Origin of the sequence: Enterococcus viikkiensis (genome assembly GCF_005405345.1) — a bacterium.
GTDB classification, from domain to species: domain Bacteria; phylum Bacillota; class Bacilli; order Lactobacillales; family Enterococcaceae; genus Enterococcus_A; species Enterococcus_A viikkiensis.
The window spans coordinates 17,307-33,092 of record NZ_BJDW01000006.1; the positions used below are offsets into that span (position 1 = coordinate 17,307).

Consider the following 15,786-nt stretch of genomic DNA (forward strand, 5'->3'; position numbering starts at 1 on the left):
CAAAAATAGCGCGACCACTTTTTTTAGGAGGCGGTCGCGCACGTCGGTTCTTCTTATTTACTTGTTTCACCTCATCACCTTAGTTCCGGCGATTCCATAAATAATAGCCAGCCGTCGCAAAGATTAAAGTAAAACCAATGAACAGTAACACACTGGAATTTTTCTCCCCAGTTTGTGGGAATTTCTTCACTGTAGGGCTAGATTCTTGAGAGTCACTTGGAATAGTTGGTGTTTCCGGTTGTTCTGGCGTACTTGGTGTAGTTGGCACTTCTTTTGGTGTTAAGGTTTGAGATTTTTCTTTTAGATCCTCATTGTGTTTTCCATTCACGTTTCCATCTTTGTCGTAGTTAATTTCTTTAAAGGTAAAACTTGTGCCTTCTGGATATTTACTTGTGTCCACTTTTTCTGCAAGTACGGTTTTGGTAAATTCTTTGTCATTCACTTCGTAATCAATTTTGCCAGATTTCCAAATCTCTTTGTTCGTACCATCCGGTAATAAGGCGTACAGAATTGTTTCGAAAGCTTCTTTTGAGCCATCTAGTACATCATGAGTAATCGATACATCATCAAACATATCCACCACGTCACCATGAGTAAAGGTCTGAGAATCGTCTTCTAAGTGGGCTTTGGTTTGGATGGAAACATGACGTTCCACTGCACAATTGACAGTTTGGGCTTGATTATTCAAGCTAGCATCCTTCGCTACTGGCTCGTCACCTGCTTCAAAGGCTTCCTTGTTTTCATACACATAGTTGAATAAGACGATGGTTTTATCCAAAACTTGTTCGGCGGTTAATTTATGCAGAATTTCCCAAGTTCCTGTTTTCTCTTTGTTCGCCAAGGTGGCCGTCGTTTCGGCAATCACGACTGGTTTGGCTTTTTCATCTTTTTCTTGAGCAGCTTTTGTCGCCTCCACATCAATGGCTTGCGCTACGATATACCAGTCTTCTTTAATTTCATGCAAGTTATAGCTCAACTTATCAACTAGCTCGGTAGAATCAAGAGTAGTCAATTCTTTGTCTCCGTCTTTCCAGGTCGCAAGAGAAGTTAGACTATCTTCTTCCTCAGGCAAATCATAGAGCATTAAACGATTCAAACTAACGGAGAATTCTTTGCTCGTCAGCTTCTCGTAAGGAACGGTCACCGTTTTAATTGGTTGTTTTTGACCTTGTTCGGTAATGGTAAACATGTATTCACTCTTGGTGTAATCCTCTTTATTTTCCTTAAAAGTAGAACGAATTTCTAATGGTGTAATCTTTTGAAATCCTTCTGGGGCTTCTACTTCTTCAAGTAAATAATCCCCATAAGGAAGATTTTCAAACTTGCCATAGCCATCAAAACCTAGTTGCTCGTTATAAGCTGTGGTCGCTTCATCTTCAGCGCCTGTGATTTCATTGGTTCCTTCCAATGGCGATACTTTAAAGGTTAAGTCATTAAACCCAGTTTCGGCAGTGCCCGCAGCTGATCCAGCAAATTTGAAGAAATCAAAGACAAAACGAATCACTTGTTCTTTTGCCGTAACATCTCGAGTAATCACAGCATTTTTTTCGCTATCATCCACCTTTTTGATGGATACAGGATACTTCGTTTCATCCAAGGTATACCCTTCAGGTGCTTTGGTTTCTTGCCAGTAGTACTCGTTGATGGCTAAGTGTTTAACGGCAGCTTGATTCTTTTCATCTAAAGTCAAAGTCACCGTTTCATCAGAAGCCTTCGTTCCTTTCACTAATTCTGGTTTAAAAGCCTCACCCCATTTAACCGCTTGACCATCTTTTGCAGTAAAGAGAGTATATTCAGCTCCTTTAAACTCCGCTTTCCCTTGAGTCTCATTACCGGTATCTTTGTCTTCTTTCGTCAAAGTGGTTTCACCAGTAATTTCCTGGTTTTGCCCTTTTACGTTACTGGTCACAAGGGCTACCGTTTGATTGGCATACTCCAATTCAACTTTTACTGGTTTGAAAGTATTCACGAAGCCATTAGCTGCTTTGGTTTCTGTCACATAATAGGTTCCCAATTCCAACGCGTCAGCAATCTCTTTTGGTGTTTCCGCATGACCCTTTTCATCCGTGGTCATTTCTTGAATAATTTCACCAGTTGGACTGTCTTTGCGAATGGCAAACGTATTGCCAGCTAAAGAATAATTGTCGTTCCAAAGATCATTCCCTGTTTCAACTCCCGTTTTATCCAGAATGATTTGACCTTTTTCTCGCGTATTTTTTGAAGTCACAGAAATGGTTTCACCTGCTTTAATCATGGCAGTCATAGGTGTGGTATCAATCGTATAAGGCGCCGGCACCGATTTTTCAGTAATGGTTACTTTTGTTCCGTGAGGAATCCCATCTAAGGTAGCAATGCCTTCTTTGTCAGTAGTCACGTCTTTTGCAGGCAAAGTTTTTCCAAATTCTAAATGGAAAATCGTTCCTGGTACAACATCACCTGATTCTTTATCGACTTTTTTAATCTTTAAAGAACCCTTAGTTTCCACATCAATTTTGATCGTGTAAGTGTTCGGTTTATCAATTGCCCCGGCCATCAAGGTCTGTTGTCCAGCCATCTTGTAAGCTACCGGTGTTCCAGTTCCAGCAGATTTCTTAAGCGTCAACACACCGCTTTCTTTTGAATTGGTATTAGGTGTGATAACCAATTGATTGCCATTGACACGATAATCAATATTTGCGGTGTTTTCCACAACATCATCGAACTCTGACAAATTCAAATTATTCGTGTCCGTTACAGTAGTTGATTGACCTAACACTGTTTTAGCCGTGCTATTATGGAAGCTTGGTTTCTTCTGATAATCGGCAATGGCTTGATTAATTTTTGCCTCAATAGCTGGGATATTTACGGCACTGCCATCTGGATGCTTCATAGAGTGAAGCGTATACCCATTGACCTCCTGCCAGATCATCTTTTGAGCAACCATTTGTGTATCAATATCTGTACCGGCGTTTTTCCATAACACTGAAACTAATTTGGCTTTCTCCGACATATCAGGCAATGGATTTTTCTCATAACCTGGCGTGAACTCATTGTAAATTGGCACTCCCGGTTCGATACAGAAAATATCTTGTTTCTCCCCATTATAGATAGCATAGTGAGGAACAGTTACCTCAGATAATGTTCGACCATCACTGAACGTCCCTTCGACCGAATATAAGTGCGACAAATCGCAGTGCACAGTCACTGTTTGCGGATGAGTAATTTCATCAGCAAAGGCAATCGTAGGACCAATCGCTCCGCCAATTGTTTGACCCAACAGAGCTAAAGTCGCAAATAATCGCCAATTTTTAAATCTCAGCTTTTTCATAAAATAAAATCTCCTTTCGTTTTTGAGAAATAAAAAAAGACGTTCAAATTTTTAGTTTTGAACGTCTAATCTCTCGTATTACTATTTAGTTTTCTTTGTTTGAGATAAGTTATTTCTTTGTTTATAGATTTTGATTCTTCGATAATCAAATCCTATTTCTGCCATCAATTCCTCCCAATTTTTATTTGTTCTTTTCATAATTGTATCAACTGACGGAAGTTTCGAGGATTGGACAAGTTTCCGAAATTTTGTCATTGATAAATCATCCTGTAATTTTAGTCGGATTATTTCATTTCTTAGTTCAAGCATCAGTTCAAAATCAGTAAGTGAAGGTTTCTCTATTTTCTTTCTGAATAGAGGTTTTACATCTCCAAGCCTCTTTTTCAATGTACTTAATGAAGGAACATCTTTTCCCACTGATTTTTGTTCATATTTACGCTGAGAAGTTATTTTCTCAGCCACAATAAAGGACTCTACTATTTCCAATAATTTTTTTTCTGATATTTTTGACCATTTCCCATATTCTGTATTCTCCAGACCAACACTAACCAATAAATTTTCCCATGATCCATATTTTTGATTAATAAACCACATACTTGGTGCAGAATTTGGATTCTCTGATAATTTTTTCTGGTACTGACGACTAGATTTTATTCCGTGTTTTTCGATGAATTGATTGATTAGCAAAATTAGCTTGAGATCACTCAAATTTTTCCATACGATTCGTCCATCATCTTGCTTCACGATAAAAACTCCTAAGAATTATTTAGATAGAAACCTATCACATCAACTTTTTAGTAGAAAAGTACATGTTTTGTCTTTTTTGAAAAAAGTCAACCTTTTTAGTAACTCGGGTTCAAAAGTTGCTAAATTCGGTAAATGTTTTGGTATTTTTCGTATTAAATTTGCAGTCAGACTGACTACTAAATTTTGCCCTATTTTGACGACACTGATAGTCAATATCGGACAATCTAGGACATTTTAGGGGAATATGAGTGAAAAATGGTCCAAAACAGCCAAAAATGGCATAAAACTGTGATAGAGAAAAAAGAAAAAGCCCTTGATATACAAGGACTTTTCACAAATTTCAGATTTCCAAGGAAGTTTTCCGTGTTTATCTTCTAATTTCTTTGATACGAGCTGCTTTTCCGTGTAATGCACGTAGGTAGTAAAGTTTTGCACGACGCACTTTACCATAACGAACTACTTCGATTTTTGCAACACGTGGCGTGTGTAGTGGGTAAGTACGTTCCACACCAACACCGTTAGAGATTTTACGTACAGTATACGTTTCGCTAATGCCAGCTCCGCGACGTTTGATTACTACGCCTTCGAATAACTGAATACGTTCGCGAGTTCCTTCGACAACTTTCGCGTGAACACGAACAGTGTCCCCAGGACGGAATGCTGGGATGTCAGTACGTAATTGTTCTTTAGTTAGTTCTTGAATCAATGGATTCATATTTATCATTCTCCTTATTCCAAACATTCTTAGGACTAGTGCCCCAGCGGAATATTGTATAATTGATGAGCGTTGCACTCACCAAAACATTCTACCACAAATAAAAAGCATCTGTAAAGATAAATTTCTTGTCATGTAAGTTTAATCTTCTAGCTTAATAGAAATTTCTTTCTCTTGCTGCTTGATATAACTCTCGGCCTGTCGTTTGATTTTATTTTGTTCTGTCTCTGAAAGATTTTTCTGAGTGATGATTTCAATCACACCGGCTTGCTCTCCTTTCTTAGTTTCTTGCTCTTTTAAGGAGATGCTCGTAATTCGGTTAGGAAAATCAGTGAACAGTTTTTCTTTGATTTGTTCCATTTCCTGATACAACGAATGATCGCTTGCGGCGTTTGTTAAGCGCTGTGTTTTAGCTTCCGGAGTATTTTCTTGTTGATTTTCTAAATAACGATCTAAATCCTTTAAACTCAGCGCTTCACTGTCTGCGACTTGGCGGACGCTTAATTGATAATTCTTCAGCCGATAATCTGCTAACTTTTTTTGCAACTGTGTAATCTTTGATTTCGTCAGTTCCGATCCGATGATATCAATGGATAGCTGATGGTTCTCTGCGTCTATGTCTTGATTTAAAACATAATAATCAGAGAACTCGTTGGCTACGTATTTTTTGACTTGTTGTTCGTCTACTTGTTTTTTTACTAAGGAACCCGCTGAAAAAATACTCGGCAGTAATACTAAAACAGCAATGAGGATCATAGCATAGTTTCTCTTTTTTTCCTCACCTTTTTTCACCACTTTACGGGTGGAAATCCGAAAAATTTGCAGTACGATAAAGGATGTCAAAATAATACAAGAAACATTGACGAGAAACAAGTAACTGGCACCTAAAAAGTAATCTAGATTTCTTTCGTAGATCCCATAACCTACCACACACAGTGGTGGCATCAAAGCCGTTGCAATTGCGACCCCCGGAACGATGTTATTCATCTCTTTTTTCCGAGCGCCAATCATACCCGCAATCCCACCAAAAATAGCAATGATTGCATCCCAAATCGTCGGCTGGGTGCGAGCTAAAATTTCCGAACTGGCATAGGTAATCGGGGAAAGAAAAAAATAAATTGCTGCCGCAATAATAGCAAACCCAGCTTCCAATAATAATAATTTCAACGCTTTAATCGTCAACCGGGAATCAAAAGTCGCAAGCCCCATCCCTAGACCTTGGACCGAGGCCATGATCGGCGAAATCAACATCGCACCGATTACTACTGGCTGTGAATTCATATTTAACCCGATCGAAGCAATCACAATCGCGCACACCAAAATCAGGACATTCTCCTTCTTTGGTGTGATTCCGTCATAAATTTTATCGTAAAGTTCTTGATTTGTTAGTATTGATGGATCATCCACGATTCTCACTTCCTCGCTTTCTTTTAATTGTAGCAAAAAAACTTGAATGACTGAAAAAATATGCAGTCACTCAAGCTCGTTTATTCTTCGTTCTTGATTTCAATTAATAATTTTTGCATCTCCTGAGTTAGCTCTACTTTTTCAAGCATGTCCGGACGACGCAAGTAGGTGCGGCGTAACGATTCTTTTAATTGCCATTCCTCAATCAGACGATGATTGCCGTTCATCAAAACTTCCGGCACTCCCATCCCTTCAAATTCTGCAGGTCGGGTATACTGAGGATGTTCAAGCAAGCCCGTCGAATGAGAGTCCGTTTTCGCCGAAGTCTGGTTGCCAAGCACATCTGGTAATAAACGGACCGTCGCATCAATCATTACCATTGCTCCAAGCTCGCCACCAGTCAACACATAATCGCCTAAAGAAACTTCATCGGTCACCAAAGAGCGAATCCGTTCATCATATCCTTCATAATGTCCGCAAATAAAAACCAGCTGTTCCTCTTGAGAAAATTCTTCCGCCATTTTTTGGTTAAAAGGTTTTCCCGCCGGATCCAGTAAAATCACCCGTTTTGACTGATTGCTTGTTTCAGCCTCAATCGCCTTCAAGTTATCATAGATCGGCTGAACCTTTAACAGCATCCCAGCACCGCCACCATAGGGATAGTCATCGACTTGCTTATGCTTATTGTCTGAATACTGACGGAAATCATGAACATTAATCTCCAGTAATTCTTTTTCCACCGCTTTGCCGATAATTGATTCGCCTAATGGTTCTTCGATCATTTTAGGAAAGAGGGTCAGTACATCAATCCGCATCGTCTAACAATCCTTCCGGAAGCTCTACATGAACGACACCTTCAGTAAGATCGATGTCTTTCACAACTGATTCAATGTACGGAATCAGAGCATCTTTCTGACCTTTACGTTTTATCACCCAAACATCATTTGCCCCTGGCGATAATATTTCAGTAATTCTCCCAATTTCATGCTCTTCTTCATCAATAACCGTCAGACCGATGATTTCATGATAATAGTATTCATGTTCATTCAATTCAGTCAATTGCTTTTCAGATATTTTCAAAATTCCATCACGAAACGCCTCGACTTGATTAATATTGGGATAGCCTTCAAAACTTAACAAGTCGAAGTTTTTGTGGCGACGATAGCTAGCTATCGTTAAAGGTAAAACCTCTTGGCCTTCTCTAAACAAGAAAAGTTTTTCTCCAACTTGATAGCGTTCCTCCGTGAAATCTGTGCTTGAGATTACGCGAACCTCGCCACGGATTCCGTGGGTATTGACGATTTTCCCGACTTTATAATAATTAGTCACTTACTTCCCTCTTTCTGCTTTCTCTAGGATGCCATCGAAACAGCCATCTTCAAGCTGTTCATAGCATCTGCATTCATTAGTGTATAAACCGTTTGATTGTTTTGCCAAACGACCGTATTGGATTGGAAATCGCTTGGAGTCACCTGTAAGGAAATTTGACCGGCCCTTTGCGGTGCTGGTAAAAAGGCCTCTTCCAAATATTCAACCGTTTGTTTAGCCAACGGTTTCGGATCCTCTTGTTCCAAATTATTGGCACGAACTAAAAGACTCCAATTGCCTTCTTTCCAACCTAAAAAGCTTGAGCCAGCGCCGGCTGTTTGGTAGCCGGTAATATTATGGCCTAAATCAACCTGCTGCCCGTTTGGATCATAGATTTGGCCAACTTCATTTTGAGCCGTTTCCGTTGAATCAAAGGTATGGCGTTGAAATTGTGCCACTGGTGTTTGGCTATTTAAACTTGAATCATTAAAAGGTGTCTCTTCATTGACAACATAATAAGTCACTTTCAACGTCCCTTGCGCTTCAGAAGCAGTCATTCCAATTGTTTTCCCACCACTAATCGTGGACGGATCAGGAAATTTTTCATTTGGATACTTGGCTTTCAGCTCTTCTAGTGCGGTCATGGTCTGATTAGCGTGGGTCGAGTCGGTACCAATGGCGCTTGTAGCCATCTTTGTGCTTGAAGCGACAGTTGACGCTGGTTTTGCGCTACTTGGTTTACTGCTTTGCGAACGTGATAGGTTGGTAGTCGAGTGGGACTTCGTTGTAGCTGTCTCCATCGACTTTGTGGTGCTATCTTTTGAATCATTGGTTGCAGAGTTACAGGCGGCGAGTGCGAACAATGTACTAAACAATACTAAAAATTTTTTCATGATGAACCACCTCCACCCTCATTCTACCCCACATCTACATAAAAAACACCCGAATCAAACTGACTCGAGTGTTCCAATTTTATTTACCATCCACGATGTTTAGACGAACTTTTTTCGGTCCATTTGTCCGAACACTGTATACGATCGTACGGATCGCTTTTGCGACACGGCCTTGTTTTCCGATGATTCTACCGATATCCTCAGGTGCAACCGCTAAGTTGTACTCTAAGAAATCTTTAGACTCTTCAATCTCTAATTTCACTTCTTCTGGTTTCGTCACCAATGGACGAACAATGGTCAACACAAGGTTAGTTAAATCTTGCATAATTGATCACCTTACTTCTTAGTGAATTTAGCGTCGTGGTGTTTTTGCATGATGCCTTCTTTAGAAAGAATGTTACGAACTGTATCAGAAGGTTGTGCACCTTTTTGTAACCAGTTTAAAACATTTTCTTCTTTTAAGACTACTTCTGCAGGGTCTTTCAAAGGATTGTAAGTACCCACAGTTTCGATAAAACGTCCATCACGAGGAGAACGAGAATCAGCAACAACGATACGGTAGAAAGGTTTCTTTTTAGAACCCATACGTTTCAAGCGAATTTTAACTGCCATTGTATAACTACACCTCCATATAATTAATCACAAGATGTAGTCTAACACGCTTTTGATTAGCTGTAAAGAGTTTTTTCTTTACAGCTTCTTTTTCTTTCTAATCAGCAATCCTATCCCGAAAAACGGCTGGAATAAAAATCATAAGTCGTATCTTTTGCATCCATTACTTATTTTTTGTAAGATTAAAAAGTAGATAACATGTAATTTACTTAGGAGGAATAGCTATGACAAAAACTATTGGTATTTTAGTAGGAAGTTTACGTAAAGATTCTTATAACAAAATCGTCGCAAAACAATTTGCGGAATTATTACCTGAAGGCTTTGAAGCAAAATTTATTAAAATTGATGATCTTCCATTCTATAATGAAGACTTAGAGGTTGAAGGACAAATTCCTGAAGCTTGGGCTCGTTTGCGTGAAGATGTTAAAGGTGTCGACGGACTATACTTCGTTACGCCAGAATACAATCGTTCCATTCCAGCCGCTTTAAAAAATGCGTTAGATGTTGGTTCGCGTCCAATGGGTAGCAGTGTTTGGGGTGGCAAACCAGGCCTAGTTGTGACTGTATCACCTGGTGGCCCTGGTGGATTCGGTGCAAACCATATCCTACGTCAATCATTAGTCTTTTTAGATGTTCCCACTTTGCAACAACCAGAAGCATATATCGGTGGCATCATGAACTTAGTGGATAATGATGGTCACCTGGCTGACGGCACCGTTAAATTCTTCAAGACGATCACTGATCAGTATATTGAATTCTTCAATAAATTAACCAAATAATTACGTCCACGTAAATGACTTACGATTTTTCGTAAGTCATTTTTTTAATATGGTATACTTATTACTAAATAACCATTTTTAGGAGGGATTATTTGACCATTACGATTCGTTTGGAAGAAGAAAAGGATTACCGACAAGTAGAAGAAATAACCCGAGAGGCATTTTGGAATTTATATGTGCCTGGAGCGGAAGAACACTATATTGCCCACACTTTGCGGAAACATCCTGATTTTATCCCAGAATTGACCTTTGTGATTGAAAAAGACGGAGAACTCATTGGCAGCATCTTTTTCAGTCATGCTAAAATCAAAGATGAAACCGGGAAAGACTTTCCGGTGATTTCCTTTGGACCTGTTAGCATTTCGCCTAAGTATCATCGCCAAGGCTATGGTCGGATGCTAATTGAACACGGCATTGCCGAAGCAAAACGGTTGGGCTATCTTGCTATCGTAATCGGCGGCTTTCCGTATCATTATCATACTTATGGCTTTGTCGGGACAAAAAAATACGGTATCTCGATGCCTGATGGCAAATATTACACCGGAATCATGGCATTACCATTAAAAAAAGGAGCATTGGATCAAGTGACAGGTACAATCATTTTTTCCGAGGGGATGTATCCTGACCAAGCTCACTTGGCAAGCTTTGACGAAACCTTCCCGCCTAAAGAAAAGAACGTTTTGCCTTTTCAAGCAAAATTTGAAGCAGCCGTCAATGAAATTGATAACAATGCGTATTAAAAAAGTTTTGAGCTGTTGCTCAAAACTTTTTTATTTTTTTAAATGTAATTGAGCAAATTGCCCAAATTGTTCTGTATCGATCAATTGTAATTTCTGCTGATGACTTTGCGGTAAAAATAAGGGGACTCCCTCACCTAACAAGATCGGTACAACTTGGATCCACCATTCTTCGATCAAACCAGCTTCGATCACTGGTTGCAGAAGCATTCCGCCACCTACGACCCAAATTGTTTTCTCTTCAGGCAATCGCCGGATAAAAGCCACCGGGTCCTCATCCATCCGTTTCAGATTATCATCCAAATTTACCTTTGAACGACTAAAAACAAAATTCTCTTTTTCAGGATAAAGGATCTCCTTTGGTGCATCCCGCTTCACCACTTCATACGTCCGTCGTCCCATCATCGTATAGTCAATTCCTTGATAAAATTGATCATAAGGGACCAAATTTCCGCCTGGTTGATTGTACAACCAGTCCAATTGATCCTGCTTATCAGCTAAATAGCCATCCAGACTGATCGCTCCATAAAACACTGCTCGTGCCACCAAATCCCTCCTCGTTCTATTTTTATCATGATATCAAAGAAAGGCTTCCTCAACAAAAAAGGAAGCCTCGATCTTTATAAATTGATATCCATTTTGTACGTTAACTTAGATAAATCAATACTACTTTTTACTAACTCTCCAATATACTTCATCGCTTTTTCTTTCATCGCACCGACGATTTCATGATTACGTTTGGTTAAGTATTCAGTGAGTTCCGCTCCTTGCAACCGTTGGGCCTGTTTATCCGTCTCTGCCACTAGACGAATCAAGTTCTCACGACAATCTTTGACAAAATCACGATCAGATTCAATTAGTTCACTATAGTGGCCTTCCACTAAAGCAGTGATCGTCCGATACATCCAATAGCCGTCTGCTAAATTCCAATCCAACTTCGTATCGTTGAAGCTTGGGTCTGAATCTGTTGCATTGCCATAGAATGGTAGATGTGGATTAAAGGCTGGTACCCCTAAACAGACCCACATAATGGTTGAAAGCTCTTCTGGTACGTGATTACGAACTTGCATAATATGTGAATCTTGTGTCCGATTCAAAGCGATCGGGCGATACAAATGTTTTTCACGTTCAGATCCCTTGCCGTAAGGATCATAGACGGTCTCATTGTAATGAGAACCTAGAATATAGGCGATATCTTCCAAACTGATTTTACGATTCGCTTTTTGTAAAAACGGTAGCTTAGAAGAGACTGGACTCTGATCGATTTCAGGATTGAAATAGCGTTGGCCAAACCACACCCGTGGCGTATTGTAATAACGATCTTTTTCCGTATCCGTACCAAAAATATGACGGAAATTAAAGCCTTCGTGATCAGGATTCAAATGATTTTTTTCGACAAATTCTTGGATGCCTTCTGACCACATAAAGTTTTCTGGATCATTAAAGTCGATTTCTTCTTGAGCAACTTGGTTGGCAATCACCGCATAGTGGTCTTCTGGGATACGTTGTGCTACCCAATGATGACCGGTAACGATTTCCATGTACCACACCTCATCTTTGTCGCTAAAGACTACCCCATTTCCTTCCGGTGAGCCAGAATTTTTGATGATCTCGCCTAAATATTCTACCCCATGTTTAGCGGAATCAATGTACGGTAAGACCGCGACGACCATTGAATCTTCTGCGATTCCATTTTTTACTAACGGATCAAAAGCCAAAACATGTTCATTGGCGTAGACACTTTCCGTCGCGCTGATGCCGACATTTTTTTCATTAAAGCCGCTACCGCCAAAAATCCCTTCCTTTTCAACATTTACGTTTGGCACTATTTGATAACGATACGCTTTCTTCGGATAATCAAAAGTAAAACCATTTTTATTCGATACGTATTTTCCTGTTTGATTGTCCTTGCTTGGAATCACTTGAATTTTTTGCGGCGTATCCGCCACGAACATATCGTTGTTCCGCGCCATCATTGTTGAACCGTCTGTTGAAGCTTTTTTCCCTACTAAGATCGTTGTACAAGCCACTATAAAGGCCTCCTTTTTTCTTACAAATCAACTATAACGCTGATCGAAAAAAAAGACCAAAGAAAACCTAAACCGTTTACTTTTTGCTCAATTCCTCATAGCGGAAGCAAGTAATTTTATGATCATTGACGATTCCAACCGCCTGTAAAAAAGCATAAATCGTTGTACTGCCGACAAACTTAAACCCGCGCTTTTTCAAATCCTTCGCAATCGCATCAGATAATTCTGTTTTGGCCGGGACATCCGCCATCGAAGCTCTTTTCTCATCAATCACTTGATGGCCCACGAAGCCCCACAAATAATCCGAGAAACTCAACCCACTCGCCTGCATATCCAACACTTTTTGAGCATTAGTGATCGCTGCTTCGATTTTTCTACGGTTCCGAATGATACCCGCATCTTGCATCAAGGATTCAACCTTTGCTTCATCAAAGGCCGCAACTTTTTCAAGCACAAAGTGTTCATAGGCTTGATCAAAGTTCTCCATCTTATTCAGAATCGTTTGCCAACTTAATCCAGCTTGATTCATATCTAGCACTAATTTACGAAAAAGACGTTGATCATCGTATTCTGGTACTCCCCAAACAGTATCGTGATACTCCTGCATATTCTCATTACTACCCGCCCATTCGCATCTTTCCATTTCAACACTCCTTAATTTTTATTTACAAAAATCGAACATACGCTCCCCTTCAGTATAGCAGAAAAAAGTGCCTATCTCTATTGAGACAGACACTTATTTTTTATTTCCGTTTCTTTTTCTTCTTCTTGGTTTTCTTGACCATTCGGTTCATCGCCATTTTACCCATCTTGCCTTTGATACCTGAACCAAACATTTGATCCATTCCTGCCGGCATACTGCCTTTGCTCATTTGCTGCATCATTTTGCGAGATTCTTTGAATTGTTTGATCATACGATTGACTTCGACAACTGAATTCCCAGAACCTGCTGCAATTCGGCGGCGACGACTTGGATTTAACAAATCAGGATCTTCCCGCTCCGCTGGGGTCATCGAGAAGACCATCGCTTTTTTCCGTTCCACATCTTTTGGATCGACTTTGACATTTTCAATGCCTGGCATTTGATTCATTCCCGGAATCATTTTTAATAGATCTTCGATCGGTCCCATCCCCATGACTTGATCCAATTGTTCGATGAAGTCATTGAAGTCAAAACTATTTTCCTTCATTTTGCGGGCAAGTTCTTCGGCTTTTTTCTCATCATAATCTTGTTGGGCTTTTTCGATCAAGGTCAGCATATCGCCCATTCCTAAGATACGACTGGACATCCGATCCGGGTGGAAAATTTCAAGATCCGTTAATTTTTCGCCTGATCCGATGAATTTGATTGGTGCCCCTGTCACCGCTCGAATAGATAGAGCCGCACCACCACGAGTGTCCCCATCTAATTTAGTAATAACTACCCCGGTAATTCCTAACTGTTCATTGAAACTTTGCGCCACGTTGACCGCATCTTGTCCGGTCATGGCATCGACAACTAACAGAATTTCGTTTGGTTGAGCGATTTCTTTGATTTGTTTTAATTCATCCATCAATGCTTCATCGATGTGCAGACGCCCTGCCGTATCAATTAAGACATAGTCATTTTTATTTTGACGGGCTTGTTCCATCCCCTGACGCACGATCTCAACCGGGCTGACTTCCGTTCCCAGATCAAAAACAGGAACGTTTAATTGTTGACCCAATACTTTTAATTGATCGATAGCCGCTGGACGATAGATATCGCCAGCGATCATTAATGGTCGGGCCTTTTCGTTTTTGATTAATTGATTCGCTAATTTTCCGGCAAAGGTCGTTTTACCAGCCCCTTGTAAACCAGCCATCATAATGACCGTTGGGATCTTCGGTGATTTTTCGATTCCAACAGCTTCCGAACCCAGCGTTTTCGTTAATTCTTCATCAACGATCTTTACGATTTGTTGAGCTGGAGATAAGCTGTCTAAAACTTCTGCCCCTAATGCTCGAGTCCGAACTTCTTTGGTGAACTGCTTCACGACTTGCAAGTTAACGTCGGCTTCTAATAAAGCCAAACGAATCTCACGCATCATTTCTGTGATATCAGCCTCTGTAACTTTTCCTTTTTTACGTAATTTTCCCATCGCAGCTTGTAGACGCTGCGTTAAATTTTCAAATGCCATTGCTTACTTTCCTTTCTCCTAATCAGATACAACACATGCTTAAAGCATTCTTTTCATACTATTCATCCAACTCTTGCAAGCCGCTAATTACCTCGGCTAACACTTCATCTTTTGGATAGTGTTCGGTGACATATTGCGCCAGCTTATCTAGCTGTTCTTCTCGTACGATATAATCCGAAAACAAATGCAACTTGCGCTCGTATTCCTCGATAATTTTTTCTGTCCTTTTGATATTATCATAAACTGCCTGACGACTCACCTGATATTCTTCCGCAATTTCTCCTAAAGAAAAATCATCTGCGTAATACAGTTCCATATAATTCATTTGTTTTTCAGTCAATAGCGTCGCATAAAATTCAAACAACGCATTCATTCGATTGGTTTTTTCGATCTCCATTACGTTATCCTCATTTCTCGCCAATTTTCTTCTGAATATACCTTCAAGCCTTGTTGAATAAAATAAGCGGTCGCCACCCCAACGCCCGCGATCCGGTTACCCGAGAAGCTGCCGTCATAAATCAAACCGCTGCCGCAGGAAGGACTTCTTTCTTTTAAAATCAGTCCGCTGATCTGCAGTTTTTCTATTTCATTATAAGCTTTAACTGCCCCTTGTTTAAACAGTTCGGTGACATCTTCACCATCAGTATCTACGACCCGCGCTTGATTTCTCCACACGTCAAAACCATCGCCTTTTTGAATCTCCGCTGGTCTTCGTGGGACCGGCAAGCCCCCTAAAACTTCTGGACAAATCATGATTGCCAGCCCGTCATCGACTAACTGACGCAACTCCGGGATCGTATTCGACTGACCGTCATAGCGGCAAGCTGTGCCGCCTAAACAGGCACTAATTCCTAACATCTATTCTTCTCCCATCATTTTAAAAAGAAAATAGGTGACAAAACTGCTTTCACATTATACCATTTATTCAAGTATTGAAATAGTCCTTCGCAAATGTTCTTATTAAGAAAAGCTACACAGATTCTTGTAGACGCTAAGCAATTGACAGAACGGATCAAATTTCAGTTTTATTTAGGCAAGAACCTTGTTTTGCAAAACTGCAAAACAATAAAAATACGGTCTCCTTTTTAGTAG

General features: G+C 40.1%; 17 protein-coding genes. 2 read left to right on the forward strand and 15 right to left on the reverse strand.

Annotation, left to right across the window (positions count from 1 at the left end; translation table 11 throughout):
- Positions 1-79: 79 nt before the first annotated feature.
- The 9 genes from fss3 to rpsP all read right to left on the reverse strand — a co-directional run bounded on the left by fss3 (position 80) and on the right by rpsP (position 8,989).
- Positions 80-3,307, reverse strand: coding sequence for a fibrinogen-binding MSCRAMM adhesin Fss3 (fss3, locus tag FFM67_RS04540; RefSeq protein ID WP_137613413.1), 3,228 nt, complete (start codon positions 3,305-3,307; stop codon positions 80-82).
- 81 nt (positions 3,308-3,388) lie between these two features.
- Positions 3,389-4,051, reverse strand: coding sequence for a hypothetical protein (locus FFM67_RS04545; protein ID WP_061724797.1), 663 nt, complete (start codon positions 4,049-4,051; stop codon positions 3,389-3,391).
- A gap of 370 nt (positions 4,052-4,421) precedes the next feature.
- Positions 4,422-4,769, reverse strand: coding sequence for a 50S ribosomal protein L19 (rplS, locus tag FFM67_RS04550; RefSeq protein ID WP_137613414.1), 348 nt, complete (start codon positions 4,767-4,769; stop codon positions 4,422-4,424).
- Between the two features lie 141 nt (positions 4,770-4,910).
- The gene (locus FFM67_RS04555; RefSeq protein ID WP_170177987.1) at positions 4,911-6,176 is read right to left on the reverse strand and encodes a TIGR00341 family protein; all 1,266 of its coding nucleotides are present in this window, start codon (positions 6,174-6,176) and stop codon (positions 4,911-4,913) included.
- A gap of 80 nt (positions 6,177-6,256) precedes the next feature.
- A complete protein-coding gene (gene trmD / locus FFM67_RS04560; protein ID WP_137613416.1) occupies positions 6,257-6,991 on the reverse strand; it encodes a tRNA (guanosine(37)-N1)-methyltransferase TrmD in 735 nt (244 codons plus the stop codon).
- A complete protein-coding gene (rimM, locus tag FFM67_RS04565; RefSeq protein ID WP_137613417.1) occupies positions 6,981-7,505 on the reverse strand; it encodes a ribosome maturation factor RimM in 525 nt (174 codons plus the stop codon). Before rimM ends, trmD begins: the two co-directional genes overlap by 11 nt.
- A gap of 23 nt (positions 7,506-7,528) precedes the next feature.
- Complete coding sequence (locus FFM67_RS04570) at positions 7,529-8,377, reverse strand: hypothetical protein (RefSeq protein ID WP_137613418.1); 849 nt, start codon at positions 8,375-8,377, stop codon at positions 7,529-7,531.
- A 79-nt stretch (positions 8,378-8,456) separates the two neighbouring features.
- On the reverse strand, positions 8,457-8,702 hold the full coding sequence (locus tag FFM67_RS04575; protein ID WP_137613419.1) for a KH domain-containing protein: 246 nt from the start codon (positions 8,700-8,702) through the stop codon (positions 8,457-8,459).
- Between the two features lie 11 nt (positions 8,703-8,713).
- Positions 8,714-8,989, reverse strand: a complete 276-nt coding sequence (gene rpsP, locus FFM67_RS04580; RefSeq protein ID WP_137613420.1) for a 30S ribosomal protein S16 — start codon at positions 8,987-8,989, stop codon at positions 8,714-8,716.
- 224 nt (positions 8,990-9,213) lie between these two features.
- On the opposite strand from rpsP, the gene FFM67_RS04585 reads away from it, so the two are divergent.
- Both FFM67_RS04585 and FFM67_RS04590 read left to right on the forward strand, forming a co-directional pair.
- Positions 9,214-9,768, forward strand: a complete 555-nt coding sequence (locus tag FFM67_RS04585; protein ID WP_137613421.1) for an NADPH-dependent FMN reductase — start codon at positions 9,214-9,216, stop codon at positions 9,766-9,768.
- 92 nt (positions 9,769-9,860) lie between these two features.
- On the forward strand, positions 9,861-10,508 hold the full coding sequence (locus FFM67_RS04590; RefSeq protein ID WP_137613422.1) for a GNAT family N-acetyltransferase: 648 nt from the start codon (positions 9,861-9,863) through the stop codon (positions 10,506-10,508).
- A gap of 30 nt (positions 10,509-10,538) precedes the next feature.
- Here FFM67_RS04590 and FFM67_RS04595 read toward each other — a convergent pair whose 3' ends face one another.
- The 6 genes from FFM67_RS04595 to FFM67_RS04620 form a co-directional block, all read right to left on the reverse strand.
- Complete coding sequence (locus tag FFM67_RS04595; RefSeq protein WP_137613423.1) at positions 10,539-11,051, reverse strand: dihydrofolate reductase family protein; 513 nt, start codon at positions 11,049-11,051, stop codon at positions 10,539-10,541.
- A 74-nt stretch (positions 11,052-11,125) separates the two neighbouring features.
- Positions 11,126-12,535 carry a C69 family dipeptidase gene (locus tag FFM67_RS04600; protein WP_137613424.1) on the reverse strand — a complete coding sequence of 470 codons (1,410 nt, stop codon included), beginning with the start codon at positions 12,533-12,535 and terminating at the stop codon, positions 11,126-11,128.
- Between the two features lie 76 nt (positions 12,536-12,611).
- Entirely contained in the window at positions 12,612-13,178 is a 567-nt protein-coding gene (locus tag FFM67_RS04605; RefSeq protein ID WP_137613425.1) for a DNA-3-methyladenine glycosylase I, read from the reverse strand.
- Positions 13,179-13,278: 100 nt separating this feature from the next.
- Complete coding sequence (ffh, locus tag FFM67_RS04610; RefSeq protein WP_137613426.1) at positions 13,279-14,694, reverse strand: signal recognition particle protein; 1,416 nt, start codon at positions 14,692-14,694, stop codon at positions 13,279-13,281.
- Positions 14,695-14,752: 58 nt separating this feature from the next.
- Positions 14,753-15,091 (reverse strand): putative DNA-binding protein, encoded by a 339-nt coding sequence (locus FFM67_RS04615; RefSeq protein ID WP_137613427.1) that lies wholly within the window; start codon positions 15,089-15,091, stop codon positions 14,753-14,755.
- On the reverse strand, positions 15,091-15,552 hold the full coding sequence (locus tag FFM67_RS04620; protein WP_137613428.1) for a 2-thiouracil desulfurase family protein: 462 nt from the start codon (positions 15,550-15,552) through the stop codon (positions 15,091-15,093). Before FFM67_RS04620 ends, FFM67_RS04615 begins: the two co-directional genes overlap by 1 nt.
- Positions 15,553-15,786: the final 234 nt, after the last annotated feature.